We start from the raw sequence: 19,762 nt of genomic DNA, 5'->3' as shown, positions 1-19,762 counted from the left end.
GCGATGATGGGGGCTCTCTTGACGCTGCGCGTGGGGCGTTCACTCGTCTATGCGATACCCTTGGCACTGTCACTGTGCGTACAGGTGCCGCCTGGTCAGCGGCAGCGGGCTGGCGGCGCCGTCGGCGCGGCGGTTGGCGAGAATCTGGTAGATGCCGAGGCCGCCGGCTTCGAATTCCAGCGCGCTGGCCGCCATGTATAGGCGCCAGGTGCGGTAGATTGGCTCGGTGACGTGCTGCAAGGCCTCCGCGTGGTGCTGTTCCAGGCGCGCGACCCAGTGCCTGAGTGTCAGCGCGTAATGACGGCGCAGGGCCTCGACGTCGGTGATCTCGAAGTCCGCGCGCTCCATGGCGCGCTGGATGTTGCCGATGCTATCCAGTTGCCCGTCGGGGAAGATGTAGCGGTTGATGAAGCGGGTGCCGGTGGTGGTTTTCCAGCCCTCGCGGGTGTTGGTGATTCCGTGGTTGAGGAACAGCCCGCCAGGCTTGAGTTGGCGCTGCATGGTGGCGAAGTACAGCGGTAGGTTGGCCAGCCCGACGTGCTCGAACATGCCGACGCTAGCGATCTTGTCGTAGCGGGCGGCGCCTTCAAGGTCGCGGTAGTCGCACAGCTCCACCGTCACCCGGTCGTCCAGGCCTGCCTGGGCGATGCGTTCGCGGGCCAATTCCAGCTGTTTGCGGCTGAGCGTGATGCCATGAGCGCGCACGCCGTGATAGCGGGCGGCGTGGATGATTAGCGCGCCCCAGCCGCAACCAATGTCCAGCAGTTGCTCGTCGGGTTGCAACAGCAGCTTGCGGCAGATGTGTTCGAGCTTGGCGTGTTGGGCCTGCTCCAGGCTGTCGCCGGGGTGTTCGAAGTAGGCGCAGGAATAGACCATGTCGGCGTCTAGCCAGAGGCCGTAAAAGGCATTGGAGACGTCGTAGTGAAAGGCGATGGCGTCGCGGTTCTCTTGCTTCGTATGGCTTCTCACCGGGCGCCGGTAGCCTCCGGTGAGGGTTTCGCCGCTGCCGGCACAAGGCAGCCGCAAGGCCTCCAGGCCGATGCGCAGGCGCTGGTGCCAGGGCAGTGGGTTGTCCTGCAGCAAATCCTTCATGCCGATGGCGGCGAACAGGTCGCCTTCGACGTCGATGTCGTCGCGCAAGTAGGACTCGACCAGGCGCAGTGGGTCGTGCCCCAGCACCAGAGCCTGGACCGCCGCGGGAGTACGGCAGACCAGGGTGAAGCGCGGTGCCCCGGCGTTGCCGAAATGCAGCTCGTCGCCGTCCCACAGGCGGATGGCGAAGCTCGCGCCGGTACCGCGCAGCAGGCGTTGCAACAACCGGCCCGCGGCTTCGGCGGCCAGCGAGCGTGGTGGCGCCAATCCGGCCGCCTTCACTGCGCCCGGTGTGGGCCGGCCGCGCACCAGCGCCTGGCGGTCGCTGCCCAGCAGGCGGTCCCAGAAGCCACTGGTCACCCCGTAGTGGCCAGGCTGCGCCAGCGTGCCATGGTGCCAGGCGTGGTAGCGCCGGCGCCGTGACAGCCAGCGATTGTCTATGCCGTGCCAGTGGTGCAGGGCGTGATGGGTGATTGAGTAGAGCAGGTAGCCGACGAGCACGCCGAGGGTGAGCGCCCCGGCGCGCCAGACATCGAGCAGCAGCAGGGCCGGCAGGAACACCAGCAGCGCCATCAGCGGGGCGCTGAGCAGCGCGGGTATGCCGATCAGCGCGGTGGGGCGCCGGTGATGCTGCAGGTGCCAGTCGCGAAATGGCTGCAGGCCATGCAGCACGAAGCGGTGCAGCAGGTATTCGAGCAGCGTCCAGCCGAGCAGGCCGAGCAGCGCGAGGAGCAGGCTCTGCAGACGCAGCACGGGTGGGCAGAAAGCTGCGAGCAGGCCCGCGAGGGCCAGGCTGGCCAGGCCATAGAGAATGAAGTCGGCGAGGTAGGCTGCCGGGCTGTGCTCCAACTTGAGCAGCTTCATGCTGGTCCCCGATCGGTGAGGGCGAAGGCTCGGGAATGGGCCTTCGGACTGAGCTTCTAGCATCCCTAACGGCGGCAGCGGCGGTCTGTCTGCTAGCGCACGTAGGGCAGGGCTCCGGGCGCTATCGCAGCCTTTTGCTGCGGATAAGTGCGTCGGCGCACCGACGCCCGGGGGCACGCCTGTCACTGTCTCATTCCCGGTTTCCTCGCAGTTTCGCGAATCCCGGCACACAGAGGTCAGTATGAACAGAACGAACAAGCACAACCCTGGTAGCGGCCTTCCCAAGGCCGCTGAAAAGACTCATCCGCAGTCACCGACCGATACCCGCACGGAACGCACGCAGGAAACCAAGCCTGGCATGAAAAAGGCCGAGCCCAAGGAAACCTGATGGCCACAGACGTCGCCGACGTGCCGTTGTGGCGCGTATACCCGGCACAGCACCTTGCACCAACCCTAGGTACGAACCTGCCGTCCTGCTGCTGCCGTGTGCTGCAGTGGGCGGCAGGTCCCAGGGACGGGGCCGCCCAGGGGCGGACGCAACGCTATCCCTGGTGGAGAAACAGCATGCACAGTTATTTCCGCAAACTGCAGGTGGCGTCCTGCATCGCCATGGCGATGGCGGCGGGCGGCCCGGCCTTCGCCGCAAGCCCGACCTCGCAAGAGGTCATGGACGCGCGGCAGGAATCGCAGATCGCCACGACTTACTCCCTGAGCCCGTACCTGCGTGACAACGGCCTCGAGGTCTCGGTGCTCGACGGCAAGGCCACCGTGCGCGGCACCGTGGAGGAAAGCACCAGCAAGGACCTGGCGACGCAGATCGCCATGGGGGTGAAGGGGATCAGGTCGGTGGACAACCAGATCCTGGTCAAGCCCGACTATCTGCCGCCGAAGCAGGATGGCGTCCGTGGTTTTGGCCAGACGATCGACGACGCCAGCATTACCACCGCGGTCAAGTCGAAGTTGCTGTGGAGCAAATACACCGATGGCCTGTCGACCAACGTCGAAACCACCGCCGGCAAGGTGACCTTGCGTGGCACCGCCACGAGTTCCGCCGCACGTACCGCGGCCGGCCGCCTGGCTTCGACCACCCAGGGTGTCGTTGCAGTGGACAACGGCATCCAGGTCAAGGCTGAACAGCCGAATACTGCGCTGGCCACCGGCAAGAGCACGGTGAATGCCGCCGGGCAGGGCATCTCCGACAGTTGGATCACCACCAAGGTGAAATCGACCCTGCTGTATTCGCGCAACGTCAGCAGTTCGGATATCACCGTGAGCACCCACAATGGCATCGTCACCCTCAGCGGTGGGCTGGGCAGCCGAGCGGAACGGAGCCTGGCCATCGAGCTGGCATCCAACGTGCGGGGCGTCAGGGAGGTGCAGGCGAAGGGACTGCGGTACTGATCGGCCAACTCCGGACCGGAGCCGCGCCGCTGTGGTGCTGGCCAGACTCCATTCTTCTGAGGTTCCCATGAAAAGGACCATCGAAACCACTGGTGAACCGGCATTCGCCGAAGGCAGCGAACAGACGTCTGGCGGGGAGCATGGCTCGCCCGCCGCGCGCTACTCCTTCATCGATCGCGCCAAGCGGCCGGCGCCACCAGAGTCTTCGCAGGGCCACGACGCCGACCCGGCGCCGCTCCGGCAGGATCAGGAAGAGCGCGCGCCGTCCCCTGATGAATGACTCCGGCCTCGATGCTTTTTCCTGCGTGCGTTGACGAACAGACACGCGCGCCCGGGCTGCCCAGACTGAAGCTGTCGATAGCGGAGGTGTCAAAATGCTCGAAACCATTGCGGTTCTATTGATCGTCCTGTGGGTGCTCGGGGTGGTCTCGTCGTACACTCTGGGAGGCTTCATTCACATCCTGCTGATTCTGGCACTCATGGCCGTGGTATTCCGGGTGCTACAGGGCCGGCGGCTCTGATCCCGGGAGTCGGAGTCTAGTGCCATGCGGGTGGCTCCACGAAGGGCCATCCGCACTCACCATGAGGCAACGCCGCCATGTGGTATTCCGGCCTTCTTGATCTATCGGTGTGGCAACTGATTGCCGTCACGCTGCTGCTCACCCACCTCACCACGCTCAGCGTCACCCTCTACCTGCATCGGTACTCGGCGCACCGTTCGTTGGAATTGCATGCCACGCTGAAACATGTGTTCCGTTTCTGGCTATGGTTGAGCACCGGAATGCTCACTCGCGAGTGGACCGCCGTCCACCGCAAGCACCACGCCCGCTGCGAAACCGCCGAAGATCCACATAGTCCGCGCTACAAGGGCCTGTCCCGGGTTGTCTGGCAAGGTGCGGAGCTGTATCGCGAAGAGGCCAGGAACCCGGAGACGCTGCGCCTGTACGGCAAGAACTGCCCGGACGACTGGCTGGAGCGGCACCTCTATAGCCGCTTCCCCAATGGCGGGGTGACGCTGATGGCGCTGCTCGACTTGGCCCTGTTCGGTGTGGCGGGCCTGACCGTATGGGCCGTACAGATGATGTGGATCGCCTTCTGGGCCGCCGGCGTGGTCAATGGCCTCGGCCATGCCGTCGGCTACCGCAACTTCGAATGCCGCGACGCCGCCACCAATTTGGTGCCCTGGGGCCTGGTGGTGGCCGGCGAGGAGCTGCACAACAACCATCACACCTATCCCAACTCGGCCAAGTTGTCGGTGAAATCCTGGGAATTCGACCTGGGCTGGGCATGGATCCGCCTGTTCAGCGGCCTGGGACTGGCCCGGGCGCTAAGGGTGGCGCCTGTCGCCTATCGGCTGCAGGGCAAGCGGAGCCTGGATGCGGACACCGCCATGGCCATCTTCAACGATCGCTTCCAGGTCATGGCGCAGTACCGCAAGCAGGTCATGGCGCCGCTGGTGGCGCAGGAGCTGGCCAATGCCGACGCCTCGCTGCGTCGCTTGATCCGGCGCGCGCGGCGGCTGCTGGGGCGCGAGCCGAGCTTGCTCGACGAGCACCAGCAGGCGCTCGTCAACGCTACGCTGGAAGTGAGTCGGGTACTGGGCGTTGCCTACGAACGGCGCATGGCTCTGCAGCGGATCTGGGCCAGGGCCGCCGGGCCAGGGCTGGGCGAGGCCATCGTGCAGTGGGTGAGCGAGGCGGAGGCCAGCCAACTGCATGCGCTGCACGAGTTCGCCGGGTTGCTGCGGACCTACTCCTTGCGTCGTTGCCCCCCGGAGGGGACGGATGGCCAAGTGGGGACATAGGGCAGCAGGCGGTCGGTCTCCTTCTTCACCACCGCGTAGCACTCGCAGCTCAGCTCTTCCAGTTTGGCCCGGTCGAGCACGGTGATGCGCCCCCGGCTGTACTCGATCACCCCTTGCTTCTGCAACTTGCCGGCGGCCTCGGTGACGCCTTCGCGGCGTACCCCGAGCATGTTGGCGATCAGCTCCTGGGTCATGGTCAACTGGTTGCTCGGCAATCGGTCGAGGGACAAAAGTAGCCATCGGCAGAGCTGCTGGTCGATCGAGTGGTGGCGGTTGCACACCGCGGTCTGGGCCATCTGGGTGATCAGCGCCTGGGTGTAGCGGAGCATGAGCTGGAGCATCTCGCCGTGGCGGTTGAACTCCTCCTTGATGCGTTGCCCGGACAACCGGTAGACATTGCCGGCGCTTTGCACGATGGCCCGGCTCGGGGTGCTTTCGCCGCCCATGAACACCGCGACGCCGATCAGGCCCTCGTTGCCGACCACCGAGATTTCCGCCGAGGCGCCGTTTTCCATCACGTACAGCAGCGAGATGATGGCATCGGTGGGGAAGAACACGTGGCGCATGGCGTCCCCGGACTCGTAGAGAACCTTGCCGAGGGCGAGGTGCTGCAGCTCCAGGTGGGGGAACAGGCGCTCCTGCACGGTGCTCGGCAACGCGGCCAGCAAATGGTTCTGCAGGGGGGAAGGGGTCTCTTGCATAGCCGTATCCTTTCTCGGTGGAAGCCTTTCACCTCACCCGCCGTTCAGCATACACCTGGCGCCGCCGTTAGCCAGTGCTCCTGGGTACGTTGGCGCACAGACCAGCACGGCTCCGGGCGTGCACGCTGGGGCTGTCATGCAACCCTGCCAGCGGTAGGGGAGGAGAATCGGCATGCTTGAAGGCATAGTGGTCGTCTTGGCTGCCCTGTGGTCGCTGGGGATGATGACCTCGCACACCCTGGGTGGTTTCATCCACGTCCTGCTGATCCTTGCGCTACTCGCCCTGGTGCTGCTGATCGAGCGGACGCTCCGGTCATAGCCGGCGAAATGGACTTTTGCAGCCCGTATTCGCCGACGCGACTTTCCACGCTGCCCGCCGAGGCGCTGCTGGAGCACCTGCAGCGTGCGGCTTTCAGCTACTTCCGGGAAAACCTAAATCCGCGTAACGGATTGGTGGCCGACACCTCGCGGCCCGACTCTCCGGTGAGCATCGCGGTGGTCGGTCTTGCCCTGAGCGCCTACCCGCTGGCGGTGCGGCACGGCTGGCTGACTCGTGTCGAAGCGCTGCGCTCCAGTCTCGCGGCATTGCGCTTCTTCGCCAGCAGCGAGCAGAGCGACGACCCCATGGCCAGCGGCTACAAGGGCTTCTACTACCACTTTCTGGATTTCCGTAGCGGCGCGCGGGCCTGGCGTTCGGAACTGTCGATGATCGACAGCGCGCTGCTGATCGCCGGGATGTTCGCCGCCAGCGAGTTCTTCAGCGGAGCCAACGCCGCGGAACACGAACTGCGCGATCTGGTCGAGCAACTCTACCGGCGGGTCGACTGGTGTTGGGCGCAGGGCGGCGAAGCGACCATCCGTCAGGGCTGGAAGCCTGAGTGTGGCTTCCTGCACTACGGCTGGGAGGGCTACAGTGAGGCCATTCTGCTGTATGTGCTGGCCCTCGGCTCACCCAGCCAGCCGATAGCTGCCGACGGCTACCGCGCCTGGACCGCCACCTACCAGTGGGAGAACCTTTACGACCACGACTACCTGTATGCCGGGCCGCTGTTCATCCACCAGTTCTCCCATGCCTGGATCGACTTCCGCGGCATTCGCGACCCGTTCATGGGCGAGAAACGCTCGGATTACTTCGAGAACAGCCGGCGTGCCACCTACATCCAGCGCGAGTACGCGCGGCACAACCCACACGGGTTTGCCGGCTACGCGGAAAACTGCTGGGGCTTGTCGGCTTGCGACGGGCCGAGCGACGAACAGACTGACCAAGCCAACGAACGCCGCCGGCTGTTCGGCTATGCCGCCCGCGGCGTGCCTTACGGCCCCGATGACGGTTCACTGTCGGCGCCGGCGCTGCTGGCGTCGTTGCCCTTCGCCGCAGAAATCGTTCTGCCAGCACTACGGCACATGCTCGCGTGCTACCCGGAAATGTGCCGCGAAGGGCGCTTGGCCAGCAGCTTCAACCCAGGCCTGGCTGGAGCCGATGGGCGTGCCTGGGTGTCTGCCGGGCAGTTTGGATTGGACCAGGGCATCGTCCTGCTGATGATCGAGAACCACTGCAACCAGGGGCTCTGGCAGCTGATGCGGCGCTCACCCTATCTGCGCACCGGCCTACGTCGCGCCGGGTTCCAGGGCGGCTGGCTGGTGCACGGGGAGCGAACTGATGGCCGACGATGACCGGCCTCCGCAAGCTGCCGCCAAGACGGGCCTGGTGACCAACGCGCCCCCACCGCATTGGCGCAACCCCCGCGCCAGCGGGCGCTACCACTTGGTGATCGTCGGTGCCGGTCCGGCCGGCCTGGCTGCTGCGAAAATCGCGCTGGCGCTGGGGGCGCGAGTGGCCCTGGTGGAACGCCGGCTGATCGGCGGCGATTGCCTGAACGATGGCTGCGTGCCCTCGAAGACGTTGATCCGTACGGCCCGTCTGTACGCCGAGATGCGCGATGCGCAGCGCTATGGCGCGCGGATACCAGGGGATATCCAGGTCGATTTCGCCGCGGCGATGGCACGCGTACGGCATATTCGCGGCCACCTGAGCGCGGCGGAGTCGGCGCTGCGCTTGCGCGCGCTGGGCGTCGAATTGTTCTTCGGCGAGGCGTGTTTTGTCGACTCCGATACGCTGGCAGTCGAGGGGCAGCTGCTGCGCTTCAGCAAGGCTCTGGTCGCCACCGGTGCCCGGCCTAGTGTGCCGCTGATTCCCGGTCTGGCAGAGGCCGGCTACCTGACCAACGAGAACGTCTTCGACCTCCTCGACCTGCCACGGCGGTTGCTGGTGATTGGTGGCGGCCCGCTGGGCTGCGAGCTGGCCCAGGCCTTTTGCCGTCTCGGCTCACGGACCACCATCGTTCAGGACATGCCGCTGTTCCTCGGTAACGAAGAGCGCGATGCCGCGCAGCTGCTGTCCGACGCCTTCGCCCGCGACGGCATCGCGGTGTGCCTGAACACCCAGGTACTGGGCGTGTGCGCGGTGGCGGGGGAGAAGCGCGTCGAGCTGCTCTGCGACGACTATCGGCACACGCTTGCGGTCGACACCATCCTCACCGGCATTGGCCACTCGCCGAACGTGCAGGGGCTAGGCCTGGCAGCCGCTGGCATCGACCACGGCGCCGTTGACGGCATCCGCGTCGACGATTTCCTTTGCACCAGCAACCCGAATGTCTACGCTGCCGGCGATGTCTGTCTGGAACATAAGTACACCCATACGGCGGCGGCCTCGGCACACATCGCCGTGCACAACGCGCTGTTCCGCGGCCGCCGGCGGATGAGCGCATTGGTCGTGCCCTGGTGCACCTTCACCGACCCGGAGATCGCCCATGTCGGGCTCTACGTGCGCGAGGCCAACGAGCGGGGCATCCCGGTGAAGACCTTCACCATCCCGATGCACGAGGTTGACCGTGCGGTAACCGACGGCGAAACCGACGGTTTCGTGAAAATCCACGTCGGCGAAGGCAGCGACCGGATCCTCGGCGCGACCATAGTCGCCCGGCATGCCGGCGACATGATCAACGAGGTCACCTTGGCCATGGTTGCGGGCATTGGCCTGCGTAGCCTGTCCAGGGTGATGCATGCCTACCCGACCCAGGCCGAGGCGATCCGCATGGCGGCCGACGCCTACACTCGGACTCGCCTGTCGGCCCGGATCAGGGCGCGCCTGATGCGCTGGCTGGAGCGTTGAACGATTACCCACGGCCCGCAAGGAGGACTTCCCATGAAAGTCGGCATGATCGGACTGGGGCGCATGGGCGCCAACATGGCCCAGCGCCTGCAGCGCGGCGGTCACCCGGTGGTCGGCTTCGATCCCAGGATCGAGGCCCGCAAGGCCCTCGAAGGGCAGGGCGCGCAAACCGCGGAGTCCCTAGCCGCACTGGTAGCAAAATTGCAGCCGCCGCGGGTGATCTGGCTAATGGTCCCAGCCGGCGAGGTCACCGACGCCACCCTGGATGGCCTGCTGCCGCTGCTGCGGGCCGGTGATACGCTGGTCGACGGCGGCAACTCCCACTACCAGGACAGCCTGCGCCGGGCCGCGACCTTCGCTGGACATGGCATCGGCTACGTGGATTGTGGCACCAGCGGCGGCGTCTGGGGCCTAGCCGAGGGCTACAGCCTGATGATCGGTGGCGACGAGGCGGTGGTGGAGCGCCTGTACCCGCTGTTCGAATGCCTGGCGCCGGTGCCTGACCGCGGCTGGGGACGCGTTGGCCCTGCCGGGGCAGGGCACTTCGCCAAGATGGTGCACAACGGCATCGAATACGGCTTGATGCAGGCCTATGCCGAAGGTTTCTCGATCCTGCGCCACAAGTGCGAATTCGACCTCGATCTGCAGCAGTTGGCGGATATCTGGAGCCATGGCAGCGTAGTACGTTCCTGGTTGCTGGAGCTGACCGCCAAGGCCTTGGCGGAACACCCGGGCCTACACGACGTCGTGCCCTACGTCGCCGACTCCGGCGAGGGCCGCTGGACGGTGGACGAGGCCATCGCTCTGGGCGTGCCGGCACCGGTCATCACCCACGCGCTGATCGCCCGGCTGCGTTCGCGCGACCCCGAGTCCTTCGCCGACCGCCTGCTGGCGGTGCTGCGCAACCAGTTCGGTGGCCACGAGCTCAGGAAGGAATAGGGCCTGTGTGGCAGCGGGCGAGCAGCGCCTCGGCGCGGGCACAGACGTTGTCCACGCTGAAGCCGTATTCGTGCAGCAACACCTCGGCTGGCGCCGAGGCACCGAAACGCTCGACGCCGAGCATCTCGCCGTGGGCGCCGATGTATCGCTCCCAGCCCTGGCGCACGCCCAACTCGACCGCCAGCCGTGCCGTTACCTGAGACGGCAGCACGGCCTCGCGCTCGGCCTGAGGTAGCGCTTCGAACAGTTCCCAGCAGGGCATCGAGACGCAGCGCACGGCGATGCCTTTGCCCGCCAGGCGCCTGGCGGCGGCGAGGATCAGCGTTACCTCCGAGCCACTGGCCAGGAGGATCAGTTCGGGTGGACCGGTCACCGGGTCGCTGAGCACGTAGGCGCCTTGCCTGAGCCCCTCGGCGGCGGCGTAGCGCATGCGGTCGAGTGTCGGCAGCGCCTGCCGACTGAGCACCAGTAGCACCGGGCGGTCGCGGGTCTCTACGGCGACCCGCCAGGCCACAGCAGTTTCGTTGGCGTCGGCCGGTCGGATCAGCAGCAGGCCGGGGATCGCCCGCAGGCTGGCCAGATGCTCCACTGGTTGGTGGGTCGGGCCGTCCTCGCCAAGGGCCACGCTGTCGTGGCTGAACATGTGGACCAGATGCAGGCCCATCAGCGCCGCCAGGCGCAGCGCTGGGCGCAGGTAGTCGGAGAACACCAGGAAGGTTGCTCCGTAGGCGATGAAGCCGCCGTGGGCAGCCAGGCCGTTGAGCATGGCGCCCATGGCATGTTCGCGCACGCCGAAGTGCAGGTTGCGCCCCGAGCGGCTCCAGCCGGCGCTATCGGAGCCTTGCAGGTCTTCGCCCGCTGCCGGCGCCGCGTTGAAGTCGCCCAGCCCCTTGAGAGCAGTCCGAGTCGAGGGATCGAGGTCGGCGGAACCGCCGGCCAGTGCCGGCAGCCGCGCGGCGATGGCGTTCATGACTTGGCCGGAGGCATCGCGACTGGGTAGGCCGCTGGCGTCGGCGGGAAACACCGGAATGTCGGCGTCCCAGTCGGTCGGTAGTTGCGCATCGAGGCGTTGCGCCAGCTCCTTGGCCAGCACCGGGAAGGCCTGCGCATAGGCCGCCATGCGTTGGCGCCAGGCCACCTCGTCACCGGCACCGCGTTGCAGGGCCAGGCGGAAGTGCGCGAGGACTACGTCTGGGATGAGAAACGCCGGTTGCGCAGGCCAGCCCAACCTGGCTTTGGTCAGGCGCACGCCCTCGACCCCCAGCGGCGCGCCGTGGGCTTTGAAACTGTCCTGCTCGGGCGAGCCATAGCCGATGTGCGTGCGCACCAGGATCAGCGAGGGGCGGGAAACCTGCGCCTGGGCGGCGCGCAGGGCGGTCTCCAACTCGTCGAGGTCGTTGCCGTCCTCGACCGCCTGGGTGTGCCAGCCATAGGCGGCGAAGCGCTGCGCGCGATCCTCGCTGAAGGCGATGGCGGTACCGGCGGACAGGGTCACGCTGTTGTCGTCGTATAGGCAGGTGAGCTTACCCAGGGCGAGATGCCCGGCCAGCGAGGCGGCCTCGCTGGCTACGCCCTCCATCAGGTCGCCGTCGCTGACCAGGGCGAAGGTGCGATGGTCGATCACGCTGTGCCCGGGGCGGTTGTAGCTCGCGGCCAGTTGCGCCTCGGCCACGGCCATGCCCACCGCGTTGGCCAGGCCCTGGCCGAGCGGCCCGGTGCTGATTTCGACGCCGGCGGTATGGCCGCGCTCGGGGTGGCCAGGAGTCTGGCTGCGCCATTGGCGGAAGCGCTGCAACTGCTCCAAGGACAGGTCATAGCCGCTGAGGTGCAGCAAGGCGTAGAGCAACGCCGAGCCATGCCCGGCGGAGAGGACGAAACGGTCGCGGTCGGGCCAGTCCGGGTTGCCCGGGTTGGTTTTCAGCCAGCGGGTCCACAGTACGTAGGCCATGGGGGCGGCGCCCAGTGGTAGGCCGGGATGGCCGCTGTTGGCCCGTTGCACCATGTCCACCGCGAGGAAACGCAGGGTATCGATGCATTGCCGATCGAGGACGCTGGGCATGATGGCCTCCGCAGCCGGGGTTCAAGGGCTCGTGAGCGCGCTGTCGACCATGCCCTGCGCCTGCTGCAGGATGGCCTGCAGGTGAGCTGGGTCCTTGAAGCTCTCGGCATAGATCTTGTAGATCGCTTCGGTGCCGGATGGTCGCGCAGCGAACCAGCCGCTGGCGGCGCAGACCTTGATGCCGCCGATCGGCGCCTGGTTGCCCGGCGCGCGGTCGAGTACCTGGGTGATCTTCTCGCCGGCCAGTTCGCCGGCGTTCAGCCGGACCGCCGAGAGCTTCGCCAGCCGCGCCTTTTGCTCGGCGCTGGCCGGTGCCTCGACGCGGTCGGCCAGCGGGTCGCCGAGCGCGTCGGCGATCTCGCGGTAGCGCTGGCCGGGGTCGTGGCCGCTGCGCGCGGTGAGTTCCGCAGCCAGCAGGGCCGCGACCATACCGTCCTTGTCGGTGGTCCAGACCGTGCCATCCTGGCGCAGGAAGGAGGCCCCTGCGCTTTCCTCGCCGGCGAAGCCCAGAGTACCGTCGAGTAGGCCGTCGACGAACCATTTGAAGCCCACCGGCACCTCGTACAGGCGCCGCCCGAGGTGGGCCGCCAGGCGGTCGATCAGTGCGCTGCTGACCAGAGTCTTGCCGACGGCCGCCGAGGGGGTCCACAGTGGGCGGTGGCGGAACAGGTAGTCGATCATCACCACCAGGTAATGGTTCGCCGGCAGCAACCCACTGCCGCGGGTGACGATGCCGTGGCGATCATGGTCGGTATCGCAGGCGAAGGCCAGGTCGTAGCGGTCCTTGAGGGCCAGCAGGCGTTGCATGGCGTAGGGTGAGGAGGGGTCCATTCGGATCCTGCCGTCCCAGTCCAGCGGCATGAAGCCGAAGGTCGGGTCGACGGTTTCGCTGACCACGTCGAGGTCCAGGCGGTAGCGCTCGGCGATGGCCCGCCAGTAATGCACGCCGGCGCCGCCGAGCGGGTCCACACCCAGGTGCAGACCGGCGGCGCGGATCGCGGCGAAATCGATGGTCCGGACCAAATCATTGACGTAGGTGTGGAGGAAGTCGTGGCCATGGGTGTTGGCGGCGAGGCGGGCGCTGCCGAAGGGCATCCGCCGCACGCCATGCAGGCCACTGGAGAGTAGGGCGTTGGCGCGGGCCTCGATCCAGCCGGTGACCTCGTCGGCAGCCGGGCCGCCGGCGGGCGGGTTGTACTTGAAGCCGCCATTGTCCGGCGGGTTGTGCGACGGAGTGATGAGGATGCCGTCGGCCAGCGCACTGCCGCGCCCGCGGTTGTATGCCAGGATGGCATGGGACACGGCGGGCGTCGGGGTGAACTCGCCACCCTTGGCGATCATGCTTTCCACGCCATTGGCGGCGAGCACTTCCAGCGCGCTCTCGAATGCCGGCTGCGACAGCGCGTGGGTGTCCGCGCCGAGGTACAACGGGCCGTCGATGCCCTGCAGCCTGCGGTAGTCGCAGATGGCCTGGCTGATCGCCAGCACGTGCCACTCGTTGAAGCTGCGCTCGAACGGGATGCCGCGGTGCCCGGAGGTGCCGAAGGCGACCCGCTGCGCCGGTTCCGCCGGATCGGGGCGCAGGTCGGCGTAGGCGGCGAGCAGGGCGGCGACGTCGACCAGCGACGCGGCGGGGGCCAACTGTCCGGCCAGGGGACTGATGCCGTTGCTCATGGGAGGGGCTCCTGTGACTGGCCAGCGTGCCGGGGCAGACTGCCGGCCGAGACCTTGCCCGGCTCGGTGTCCCGCCGGTCGAGGTCGTGCAGTTGCTGGGCCGGTATCATGGCATGTCCTCGTTGGCCACCAGGTCGGTCGCTGCGGCGATGCTCAGGTCCGACATGTTCAGTGCGCAGAGGTCGCCGATGCGCTCGACGCTGATGTCCGCCGCTGGTGAGATGCGGCGGTTGAAGGCTTCGGCAGCATAGTGGCCCTGGCGGACGAACAGAATGGTCAGGCGTGAACCCATGGCGCGTTTCATCGCTGCCAGCAGCAGTGGCTTGTCGTCGATCATCACGTAGTGGCGGGCCGGGAAGCGGCGCTGCATAGCCGCGAGCATGCGTTCCTTATGAACGTAGATCAGGACTTGGCCACCGACTGCCTCCCACAGCCCGGAGCATTGGATCTTCCGTGGCTGGAAGACCATGTCGCCATCGGACAGCAACGCCGTCTGGCCCAGCGTGCGTAGGTGCGCGAGCAGGGCCATGGCGCCGGGATACAGCCGTGCGCGGAACGGATAGTCGAGCAGGAAGCTGGACATCCGCAGCAACTCCTCCTCGTTGTCGCAGCCGTTGCGCAGGTGCTGCACGGCGCCCAGGTAATCGGCATAGCCGAGCTGGCTGCGCAACTCGTCGAAGGCCCTCCAGTAGCGCTTGCTCTGCTCACTGCCGAAGGCCTGGACGAGGTGCGCTGAGAGGTCGTCGATGAAGCGGTCGTTGTCGAGCAGGGTGTTGTCGACGTCGACGAGGAAGACCAGTGGGACCGGTTTCAGCATGGCGAAAGGGCCTCCGCTTGCGGGTCGTACCAGTCGTCGCCACTGTCCAGCACGCTGGCCGCGGCCGCAGGTCCCCAACTGCCGGTGGCGTAAGTGTGCAGCACGCCTGGCTGGCACAGCATAGGATCGACCACGCGCCAGGCCGCCTCGACGCACTCGTCTCCGCTGAACAGGGTGGCATCGCCGCGCAGGGCGTCGCCGAGCAGGCGTTGATAGGGTAGCTCCTCATTGCCTGGGGCATGGTGCGCCACTAGTTCCACGGTCTCTCCGCGCATCGCTTCGCCAGGGCGTTTGACGTAGGCGCCGGTAGCGAGAGTGACCTGCGGGCCGAGGCGGAAGCGGAAATAGTTCGGGCGGGCCTCCGGGCGCGCGTCGAACACTGCCAGCGGTGGGCGTTTGAGCGTCACCAGGACTTCGCAGACAGTCAGTGGCAGGCACTTGCCTGCGCGGATGTAGAAGGGGACGCCGGCCCAGCGCCAAGTATCGATGTACAGGCGTAGGGCGGCGAAGGTCTCCACCTGGGAGTGCGCCGCGACGCCCGGCTCGTCCCGGTAGCCGTGGAATTGGCCGCGTACCGCCTGCGTCGTGTCGATCGGGCGCATGGCCTGCAGCAGCCGCAGCTTCTCGGCGCGCATCGAGCGGCTGTCGGTACCCTGCGGCGCATCCATGGCCAGCAGGGCGATGACCTGCAGCAGGTGGTTCTGCACCACGTCGCGAATCGCTCCGACTTCTTCGTAGAAATGGCCGCGGCCTGGCACGCCGAAGCGCTCAGCCAGGGTGATCTGTACGTTGTCGATGTAGCTGCGGTTCCACACCGGTTCGAGGAAGGCGTTGGCGAAGCGGAAGTACAGCAGGTTCAGCAGCGCCTCCTTGCCCAGGTAATGGTCGATGCGAAAGATCGCTGGCTCGGGGAAGACTTCGCGCAGCGAGCGGTTCAGTGCCTGGGCGGAGCGCAGGTCGTGGCCGAAGGGTTTCTCCAGGACCACCCGAGCGTTGCCGGCGCAGCCGGATTCAGCCAGGGCCCGGGCCACGCTGTCGAACAGGCTCGGCGGGATGCCCAGGTAGTACAGCGGCCGGACCGCGTCGCCCAAGGCTTGCCTGAGCCGGGCATAGGTCTGCGCATCGTCGTAGTCGCCATCGATGTAGTGCAGGCGGCTGCATAGTCGGGCGAAGGCGTCGCGATCGATTCCACCGTGTTCTTCGAGACTGGTGCGCACCCATTCCTGCAACTGCCCCGAAGTCCAGCCCGCGCGGGCGATGCAGATGACCGGCATGTCCAGTTCGCCGGCACGGGTGAGAGCCTGCAGAGCCGGGAAGATTTTCTTTTGCGCCAGGTCGCCCCGCACGCCGAAAAAGACGAAAGCATCCGAATGGTCGGTCGGCATCAGGGTACTCCTTCTTCGAGGCTGGAAAGCGCAACTGTCATCTCTTTTTCGTCCTGGAGATGGGATCGCCAGGCGATCTGTCGCGTATCTACCCTGCGAGCCCGGACTTCCACTGTCTGTTCGGTAGCGCACCCAGTGGCCGAGTCCGGTCGCTCGCCCCGATGCGGGGCGGGCCGAGGTCGACGGGGACAGGATCACCGCGAAGACAATTCTGGCCTCCGGGTATGCGTGCTAACGCACCGACATGGTGGCCGCGGGCTGCCATTGTCAGTACCCCCGACGCCTCGCAATGATGCGAGAGCGGGATGAGCCAAGAGGTCACCATGGACAAGCCAGGCAAGCAAGGCCCGAACAATGAGTCCAGTCGCCCGAAGGGGCAATCCCACCCACAAGGTCCCCGCCACGAAGCACCTCGGCTGTCCCCGGCGGAAAACTACTCCAACCCGAAGACCCGCGCCGACGAGGCTCTTCGTCAGGCCGCGGATACCGAGTTGACCCGCCCATCGACGGCATCGAAGGGAACCCCCGAAGCGGAACGTCACGCCGCCCGCGGCGATGATGATCTGATGAGCCAGGAGCCGCAGGTATCATGAAACGCTCCGTGGCGGCCGCTCTCAAACGGCAATGGCGGCACGCCTTGGTACTTTGTCGGCGGGCTTGGTGCCGGGTGAGTGCAAGCACTGCCAGGAGTTCGCTCTGGCAACCACCAAGGGCGGACGACCCGGCCACGCGCGCGGAAAACGCGCGCAAATGGTCGGAGAATTAGCCCGCTGTCAAAGTCTTCCGGGTACCGTCATGGCGTATGCTGGATCGCGCCAGTACCGTTGCTAGCGCCGGCTCGAGTGTGGTCATGCGGGGTGGCCGTATCTAGATCAACTGATCAATCAGCACCGCGTTGCTATAGATGAGGCTGCCGTCGCTGGCCCGGTGGCCGACCAAGTGGAACTGACCGCGCTGGGTCGAGTCCAGGTAAACGCGCATCCCGCAGTCGGACAAGGGACCATAGCCTGGCGGTAGGCGCAGTTCCAGCGTGGCCAGGTTGACGTAGACCATGACGTCCGGCTCATGGGTTCTTTGCAGGCGTTCCTGCGCCTGTTCCAGCAGCAGGTGATCGTTGCCATTCAGACAGAAGTGGATGCCTTCCAGCGCGACGGCCTTCTGTTCGTTGCCAGCCTTGCACCAGCCTTCGATGGTAAAGGTACTCATGCTGCCTCCAGTGATTGTTCTGGGGGCCGTTCGTTCGCATCGTGCTCCAAGTCGTCGGCAAACAAATGGCCGCAATTCCAGGTGTTTGCCTCCAGGCGCAACTCGCCGATGAGTCGTGCGATGGCGACTTCGCTCTGCCATTGCTCAGGTCCGATGGCGGTGACGAAGGTCTCGACGGCTCCCGTCCCCGGGTTCCTGAAAAGCAGGCTCAACGAGCCGTCCCAGCTCTTGGAAGGGGTACAGGTGAAGGGCGTGAAGGCGGACATGAGCCGTTGTTTTGCATCTTGGAATGTCAGCATCGTCTTTGACTCCTTACGTACCGTCGGGAGTGGGCTACGACCGCCGGGCCCTGGTACTCCGGAAACGCGTCTAGCCCTTCTGATCACTGGCCCGTAACGGTTTTCTCCCCCGGTTCGTGGGTTCCGTCGTGGTGGCGGGCGCCGGACTGCTCTCCTGCGGCTTGCCGTCTGAAGAACGTTCGGCCCGGTGGGCCAAGGGGGAGTCGTGCTCGGAGCGGCGCTGCTGGTTCGGTGCTTTCTCGATCGCGCCGTGTTCGGTGGGTGTGTACTTGTTCATGGCGGCCTCGCTGTTGTCTTGCGCCCCTCGTCATCGAAGGGCTGCGGGGAATCAAGATTTGCAGCATCGGTAGGGCCAGTCGGTACGCTATCGAACATTTGCCCACCGGTTATGGCAAGAGGCTGCAACTGGGCCGGGGTCTGCCGTTCAATGCTGCTTTTTCCAGGCATCGGTGTTGGTCAGGTCTTCGCCCGTTACGTGCTTGGTGCATCCGTAGGCCGGTATGAGGGTGTAGGTGCCGTCGATCTCGAGGATGTCCAGGTAGCGGACACCGCTGAGTTTCTGCGGATACAGGCGTTGCGGTGCACTTGGCGCCGCGTCGGGCGGGTACTGCTGGGTGCTCAGGGTGAGGCTGTCCATTTTTCGAGCTTCTACGCAACTGCGCGATGAACTTGTTTCGTCCTGCAGCCGATGGTGGGCCTGGTCTGTACGCCTACGCACCGACGCGGCGGCGATTTTCGTTCATCGTTTTGTTGTTGAAACCCGAAGCCGTACCTGGAGAGCACCATGTGCAAGCGTATTGAATCCACCATCGAGAAGCCGTCGACAGGCGAGGGCATTCCCTTGGCTCAGCGATATGAATCGGCTGCTGAACGCTATTCCTCCCGTGGCAGCTGCAAGGCAGCCGGCGGCAAACCAGACGAGGTACAGCCCCCGGAAGAGCCGGCGTTTGTGCCGTTGGAGGAGCCGACGAGCTACGGTTCGAAGTGGCCGCAACTGAAGAACATTCTCCTTCCCGACGACGATGACCCGTCTGCTGAGCAGTGATTCCGAACACCGGCCGTCATGGCGTTTCCATAGGCACGGAAGGCGTGTAATGCCGGGGAGTCCTGGTGCCGTGGGTGCGCTAGCGTACGGAAGAATTGCCATTCTCCCCACATCATGATCGACACGCCGCGATGTGCATCGGTGCTATCACCCGGGTACTCGGGCGTGGACCTGCAAGCGCAGGCCATTCATGACCGAGTCCTCATCTACCTGTGGAGTACGACGATGATCAGTTCACGAACTTTCGTTCCATTGCTCATGCTTGCCTTCTTCTCGCTCGTCTCGGCGGGGTTCATGACCGATGCGAGGGGGGCCACTGCCGAGGACCTGGACAAGGACTCCCTCCAGGCCCTGCAGATCCTCTACAAGGCCACCCCGTTCGCCGAGACCATTTCCCACAATGCCAAGGCTGTGCTGGTGTTCCCCAAGGTCATCAAGGCAGGCCTGGTGTTCGGCGGCAGCTATGGTGAAGGCGAGTTGCTGAAGGGCTCGAAGGTCGAAGGCTACTACAACTCCGTGACCGGTTCCTGGGGCCTGCAGGCGGGCGCCCAGTCGTATGGCTATGTTGTGTTCCTGATGACCGAGAAGGCCGTCCAGTACGTCAGCAACACCCAAGGTTGGGAGATCGGCGTTGGGCCCACCGTGGTGGTGGTGGACGAGGGGGTGGCGAAGAACCTCTCGACCTCGACGCTGAAGGATGACGCCTATGCCTTCGTCTTCGACCAGCAGGGGCTGATGGCCGGCATCAGTATCGAGGGGACCAAAATTTCCAGGATCAAGCGCTGAGCGGCCTGACGACCGGTCATGGCCCTTACCCCGACAGAGACACTGATGCCGGCGACGGCCGATAATAATAGCCCCGCCAACGACGCCCCTGGCTTCGGAGGCGGGGAATCGAGAACGGGACCGATGTGGAGGGTGCCGGTACGGTGCAGCCAGGCTTGGCTGCCTGGGCGGTGGCTACTACTAGATGTACGGTTGGCCGCTGAAGCCTCTTGGGAGGCGCTGCAACCCGGGCATCTCAGTGAGCTTCTCCAGCCAGAATGCACGCCAGCTTTGCTTCGTATGGACTTTCAGAGACTTGCGGGCGGCTCTGCGCGCGGCATTTCTCATGTCCTTGCGGGCTCTCTGGAAAGCCTCGGTGCCTCTGCAGTTGCGACACTTCACGCGGCTAGGTTCGCCAGTGGAAAGGAGGTTGCTGCCATGGCGGCCGCAGGCCAGGTGTCCGTCGACTTTGAAGTGAGTGATCATGGGGGACCTTCCTGGTCGCTTGGAGGTGGCACTGCTGTGTATCACCAAGCGAC

General features: G+C 65.8%; 23 protein-coding genes. 12 read left to right on the top strand and 11 right to left on the bottom strand.

Going from position 1 to position 19,762, the window contains the following annotated elements:
• Positions 1-69: 69 nt before the first annotated feature.
• Complete coding sequence (locus IG194_RS08750) at positions 70-1,956, bottom strand: class I SAM-dependent methyltransferase (RefSeq protein ID WP_160329389.1); 1,887 nt, start codon at positions 1,954-1,956, stop codon at positions 70-72.
• Between the two features lie 241 nt (positions 1,957-2,197).
• Here IG194_RS08750 and IG194_RS08745 point away from each other — a divergent pair, with 241 nt between their 5' ends.
• The 5 genes from IG194_RS08745 (at position 2,198) to IG194_RS08725 (ending at position 5,161) form a co-directional block, all read left to right on the top strand.
• On the top strand, positions 2,198-2,344 hold the full coding sequence (locus IG194_RS08745; protein ID WP_160329388.1) for a hypothetical protein: 147 nt from the start codon (positions 2,198-2,200) through the stop codon (positions 2,342-2,344).
• A 176-nt stretch (positions 2,345-2,520) separates the two neighbouring features.
• Positions 2,521-3,357, top strand: a complete 837-nt coding sequence (locus IG194_RS08740; protein WP_058487463.1) for a BON domain-containing protein — start codon at positions 2,521-2,523, stop codon at positions 3,355-3,357.
• Between the two features lie 67 nt (positions 3,358-3,424).
• Complete coding sequence (locus IG194_RS08735) at positions 3,425-3,637, top strand: hypothetical protein (RefSeq protein ID WP_141679853.1); 213 nt, start codon at positions 3,425-3,427, stop codon at positions 3,635-3,637.
• Between the two features lie 94 nt (positions 3,638-3,731).
• Complete coding sequence (locus IG194_RS08730) at positions 3,732-3,878, top strand: lmo0937 family membrane protein (protein ID WP_141679854.1); 147 nt, start codon at positions 3,732-3,734, stop codon at positions 3,876-3,878.
• 77 nt (positions 3,879-3,955) lie between these two features.
• Positions 3,956-5,161, top strand: a complete 1,206-nt coding sequence (locus IG194_RS08725; protein WP_058487462.1) for a fatty acid desaturase — start codon at positions 3,956-3,958, stop codon at positions 5,159-5,161.
• Here IG194_RS08725 and IG194_RS08720 read toward each other — a convergent pair.
• Complete coding sequence (locus tag IG194_RS08720; RefSeq protein WP_058487461.1) at positions 5,107-5,862, bottom strand: Crp/Fnr family transcriptional regulator; 756 nt, start codon at positions 5,860-5,862, stop codon at positions 5,107-5,109. The genes IG194_RS08725 and IG194_RS08720 overlap by 55 nt on opposite strands.
• 172 nt (positions 5,863-6,034) lie before the next feature.
• Here IG194_RS08720 and IG194_RS08715 point away from each other — a divergent pair, with 172 nt between their 5' ends.
• Genes IG194_RS08715 through gnd form a run of 4 tightly spaced genes read left to right on the top strand, consistent with a single transcriptional unit; the run spans position 6,035 to position 9,973 of the window.
• Positions 6,035-6,181 (top strand): lmo0937 family membrane protein, encoded by a 147-nt coding sequence (locus IG194_RS08715; RefSeq protein WP_141679855.1) that lies wholly within the window; start codon positions 6,035-6,037, stop codon positions 6,179-6,181.
• Between the two features lie 8 nt (positions 6,182-6,189).
• The gene (locus IG194_RS08710; protein ID WP_058487460.1) at positions 6,190-7,536 is read left to right on the top strand and encodes a glucoamylase family protein; all 1,347 of its coding nucleotides are present in this window, start codon (positions 6,190-6,192) and stop codon (positions 7,534-7,536) included.
• The gene (locus tag IG194_RS08705) at positions 7,523-9,034 is read left to right on the top strand and encodes a mercuric reductase (protein ID WP_058487459.1); all 1,512 of its coding nucleotides are present in this window, start codon (positions 7,523-7,525) and stop codon (positions 9,032-9,034) included. The genes IG194_RS08710 and IG194_RS08705 overlap by 14 nt, the downstream gene beginning before the upstream one ends.
• A gap of 33 nt (positions 9,035-9,067) precedes the next feature.
• Positions 9,068-9,973, top strand: coding sequence for a phosphogluconate dehydrogenase (NAD(+)-dependent, decarboxylating) (gene gnd, locus IG194_RS08700; protein ID WP_058487458.1), 906 nt, complete (start codon positions 9,068-9,070; stop codon positions 9,971-9,973).
• Here gnd and tkt read toward each other — a convergent pair.
• The 4 genes from tkt to zwf all read right to left on the bottom strand — a co-directional run bounded on the left by tkt (position 9,960) and on the right by zwf (position 15,908).
• A complete protein-coding gene (gene tkt / locus IG194_RS08695) occupies positions 9,960-12,032 on the bottom strand; it encodes a transketolase (protein ID WP_058487457.1) in 2,073 nt (690 codons plus the stop codon). The two genes, gnd and tkt, sit on opposite strands and share 14 nt — an antisense overlap.
• A gap of 21 nt (positions 12,033-12,053) precedes the next feature.
• Positions 12,054-13,706 (bottom strand): phosphoglucomutase (alpha-D-glucose-1,6-bisphosphate-dependent), encoded by a 1,653-nt coding sequence (gene pgm / locus IG194_RS08690; RefSeq protein WP_058487456.1) that lies wholly within the window; start codon positions 13,704-13,706, stop codon positions 12,054-12,056.
• A gap of 106 nt (positions 13,707-13,812) precedes the next feature.
• Positions 13,813-14,523 (bottom strand): HAD family hydrolase, encoded by a 711-nt coding sequence (locus tag IG194_RS08685; protein ID WP_058487455.1) that lies wholly within the window; start codon positions 14,521-14,523, stop codon positions 13,813-13,815.
• The gene (gene zwf, locus IG194_RS08680) at positions 14,517-15,908 is read right to left on the bottom strand and encodes a glucose-6-phosphate dehydrogenase (RefSeq protein WP_058487454.1); all 1,392 of its coding nucleotides are present in this window, start codon (positions 15,906-15,908) and stop codon (positions 14,517-14,519) included. Before zwf ends, IG194_RS08685 begins: the two co-directional genes overlap by 7 nt.
• A 305-nt stretch (positions 15,909-16,213) precedes the next feature.
• Here zwf and IG194_RS08675 point away from each other — a divergent pair, with 305 nt between their 5' ends.
• Positions 16,214-16,501, top strand: coding sequence for a hypothetical protein (locus IG194_RS08675; RefSeq protein WP_141679856.1), 288 nt, complete (start codon positions 16,214-16,216; stop codon positions 16,499-16,501).
• 274 nt (positions 16,502-16,775) lie between these two features.
• On the opposite strand, the gene IG194_RS08670 is transcribed toward IG194_RS08675, so the two are convergent.
• The 4 genes from IG194_RS08670 to IG194_RS08655 all read right to left on the bottom strand — a co-directional run bounded on the left by IG194_RS08670 (position 16,776) and on the right by IG194_RS08655 (position 18,050).
• Positions 16,776-17,114 carry a hypothetical protein gene (locus IG194_RS08670; protein WP_058487453.1) on the bottom strand — a complete coding sequence of 113 codons (339 nt, stop codon included), beginning with the start codon at positions 17,112-17,114 and terminating at the stop codon, positions 16,776-16,778.
• Complete coding sequence (locus IG194_RS08665) at positions 17,111-17,413, bottom strand: hypothetical protein (protein WP_058487452.1); 303 nt, start codon at positions 17,411-17,413, stop codon at positions 17,111-17,113. The genes IG194_RS08670 and IG194_RS08665 overlap by 4 nt, the downstream gene beginning before the upstream one ends.
• Before the next feature lie 70 nt (positions 17,414-17,483).
• Positions 17,484-17,690 (bottom strand): hypothetical protein, encoded by a 207-nt coding sequence (locus IG194_RS08660; RefSeq protein ID WP_141679857.1) that lies wholly within the window; start codon positions 17,688-17,690, stop codon positions 17,484-17,486.
• Positions 17,691-17,837: 147 nt separating this feature from the next.
• Positions 17,838-18,050 carry a hypothetical protein gene (locus IG194_RS08655; protein ID WP_058487451.1) on the bottom strand — a complete coding sequence of 71 codons (213 nt, stop codon included), beginning with the start codon at positions 18,048-18,050 and terminating at the stop codon, positions 17,838-17,840.
• A gap of 147 nt (positions 18,051-18,197) precedes the next feature.
• On the opposite strand from IG194_RS08655, the gene IG194_RS08650 reads away from it, so the two are divergent.
• Positions 18,198-18,458, top strand: a complete 261-nt coding sequence (locus IG194_RS08650; protein ID WP_058487450.1) for a hypothetical protein — start codon at positions 18,198-18,200, stop codon at positions 18,456-18,458.
• A gap of 225 nt (positions 18,459-18,683) precedes the next feature.
• Positions 18,684-19,244 carry a YSC84-related protein gene (locus IG194_RS08645; protein ID WP_058489659.1) on the top strand — a complete coding sequence of 187 codons (561 nt, stop codon included), beginning with the start codon at positions 18,684-18,686 and terminating at the stop codon, positions 19,242-19,244.
• A 180-nt stretch (positions 19,245-19,424) separates the two neighbouring features.
• Here IG194_RS08645 and IG194_RS32720 read toward each other — a convergent pair whose 3' ends face one another.
• Positions 19,425-19,709: a hypothetical protein gene (locus tag IG194_RS32720; RefSeq protein WP_058487449.1), complete on the bottom strand. Its 285-nt coding sequence runs from the start codon at positions 19,707-19,709 to the stop codon at positions 19,425-19,427.
• Positions 19,710-19,762: the final 53 nt, after the last annotated feature.

The organism is Pseudomonas sp. ADPe, from assembly GCF_014843515.1.
In the GTDB taxonomy this organism is placed as follows: domain Bacteria; phylum Pseudomonadota; class Gammaproteobacteria; order Pseudomonadales; family Pseudomonadaceae; genus Pseudomonas; species Pseudomonas citronellolis.
The sequence above is the reverse complement of the archived record's forward strand: the minus strand, read 5'-3'. Positions and strand labels throughout refer to the sequence as shown.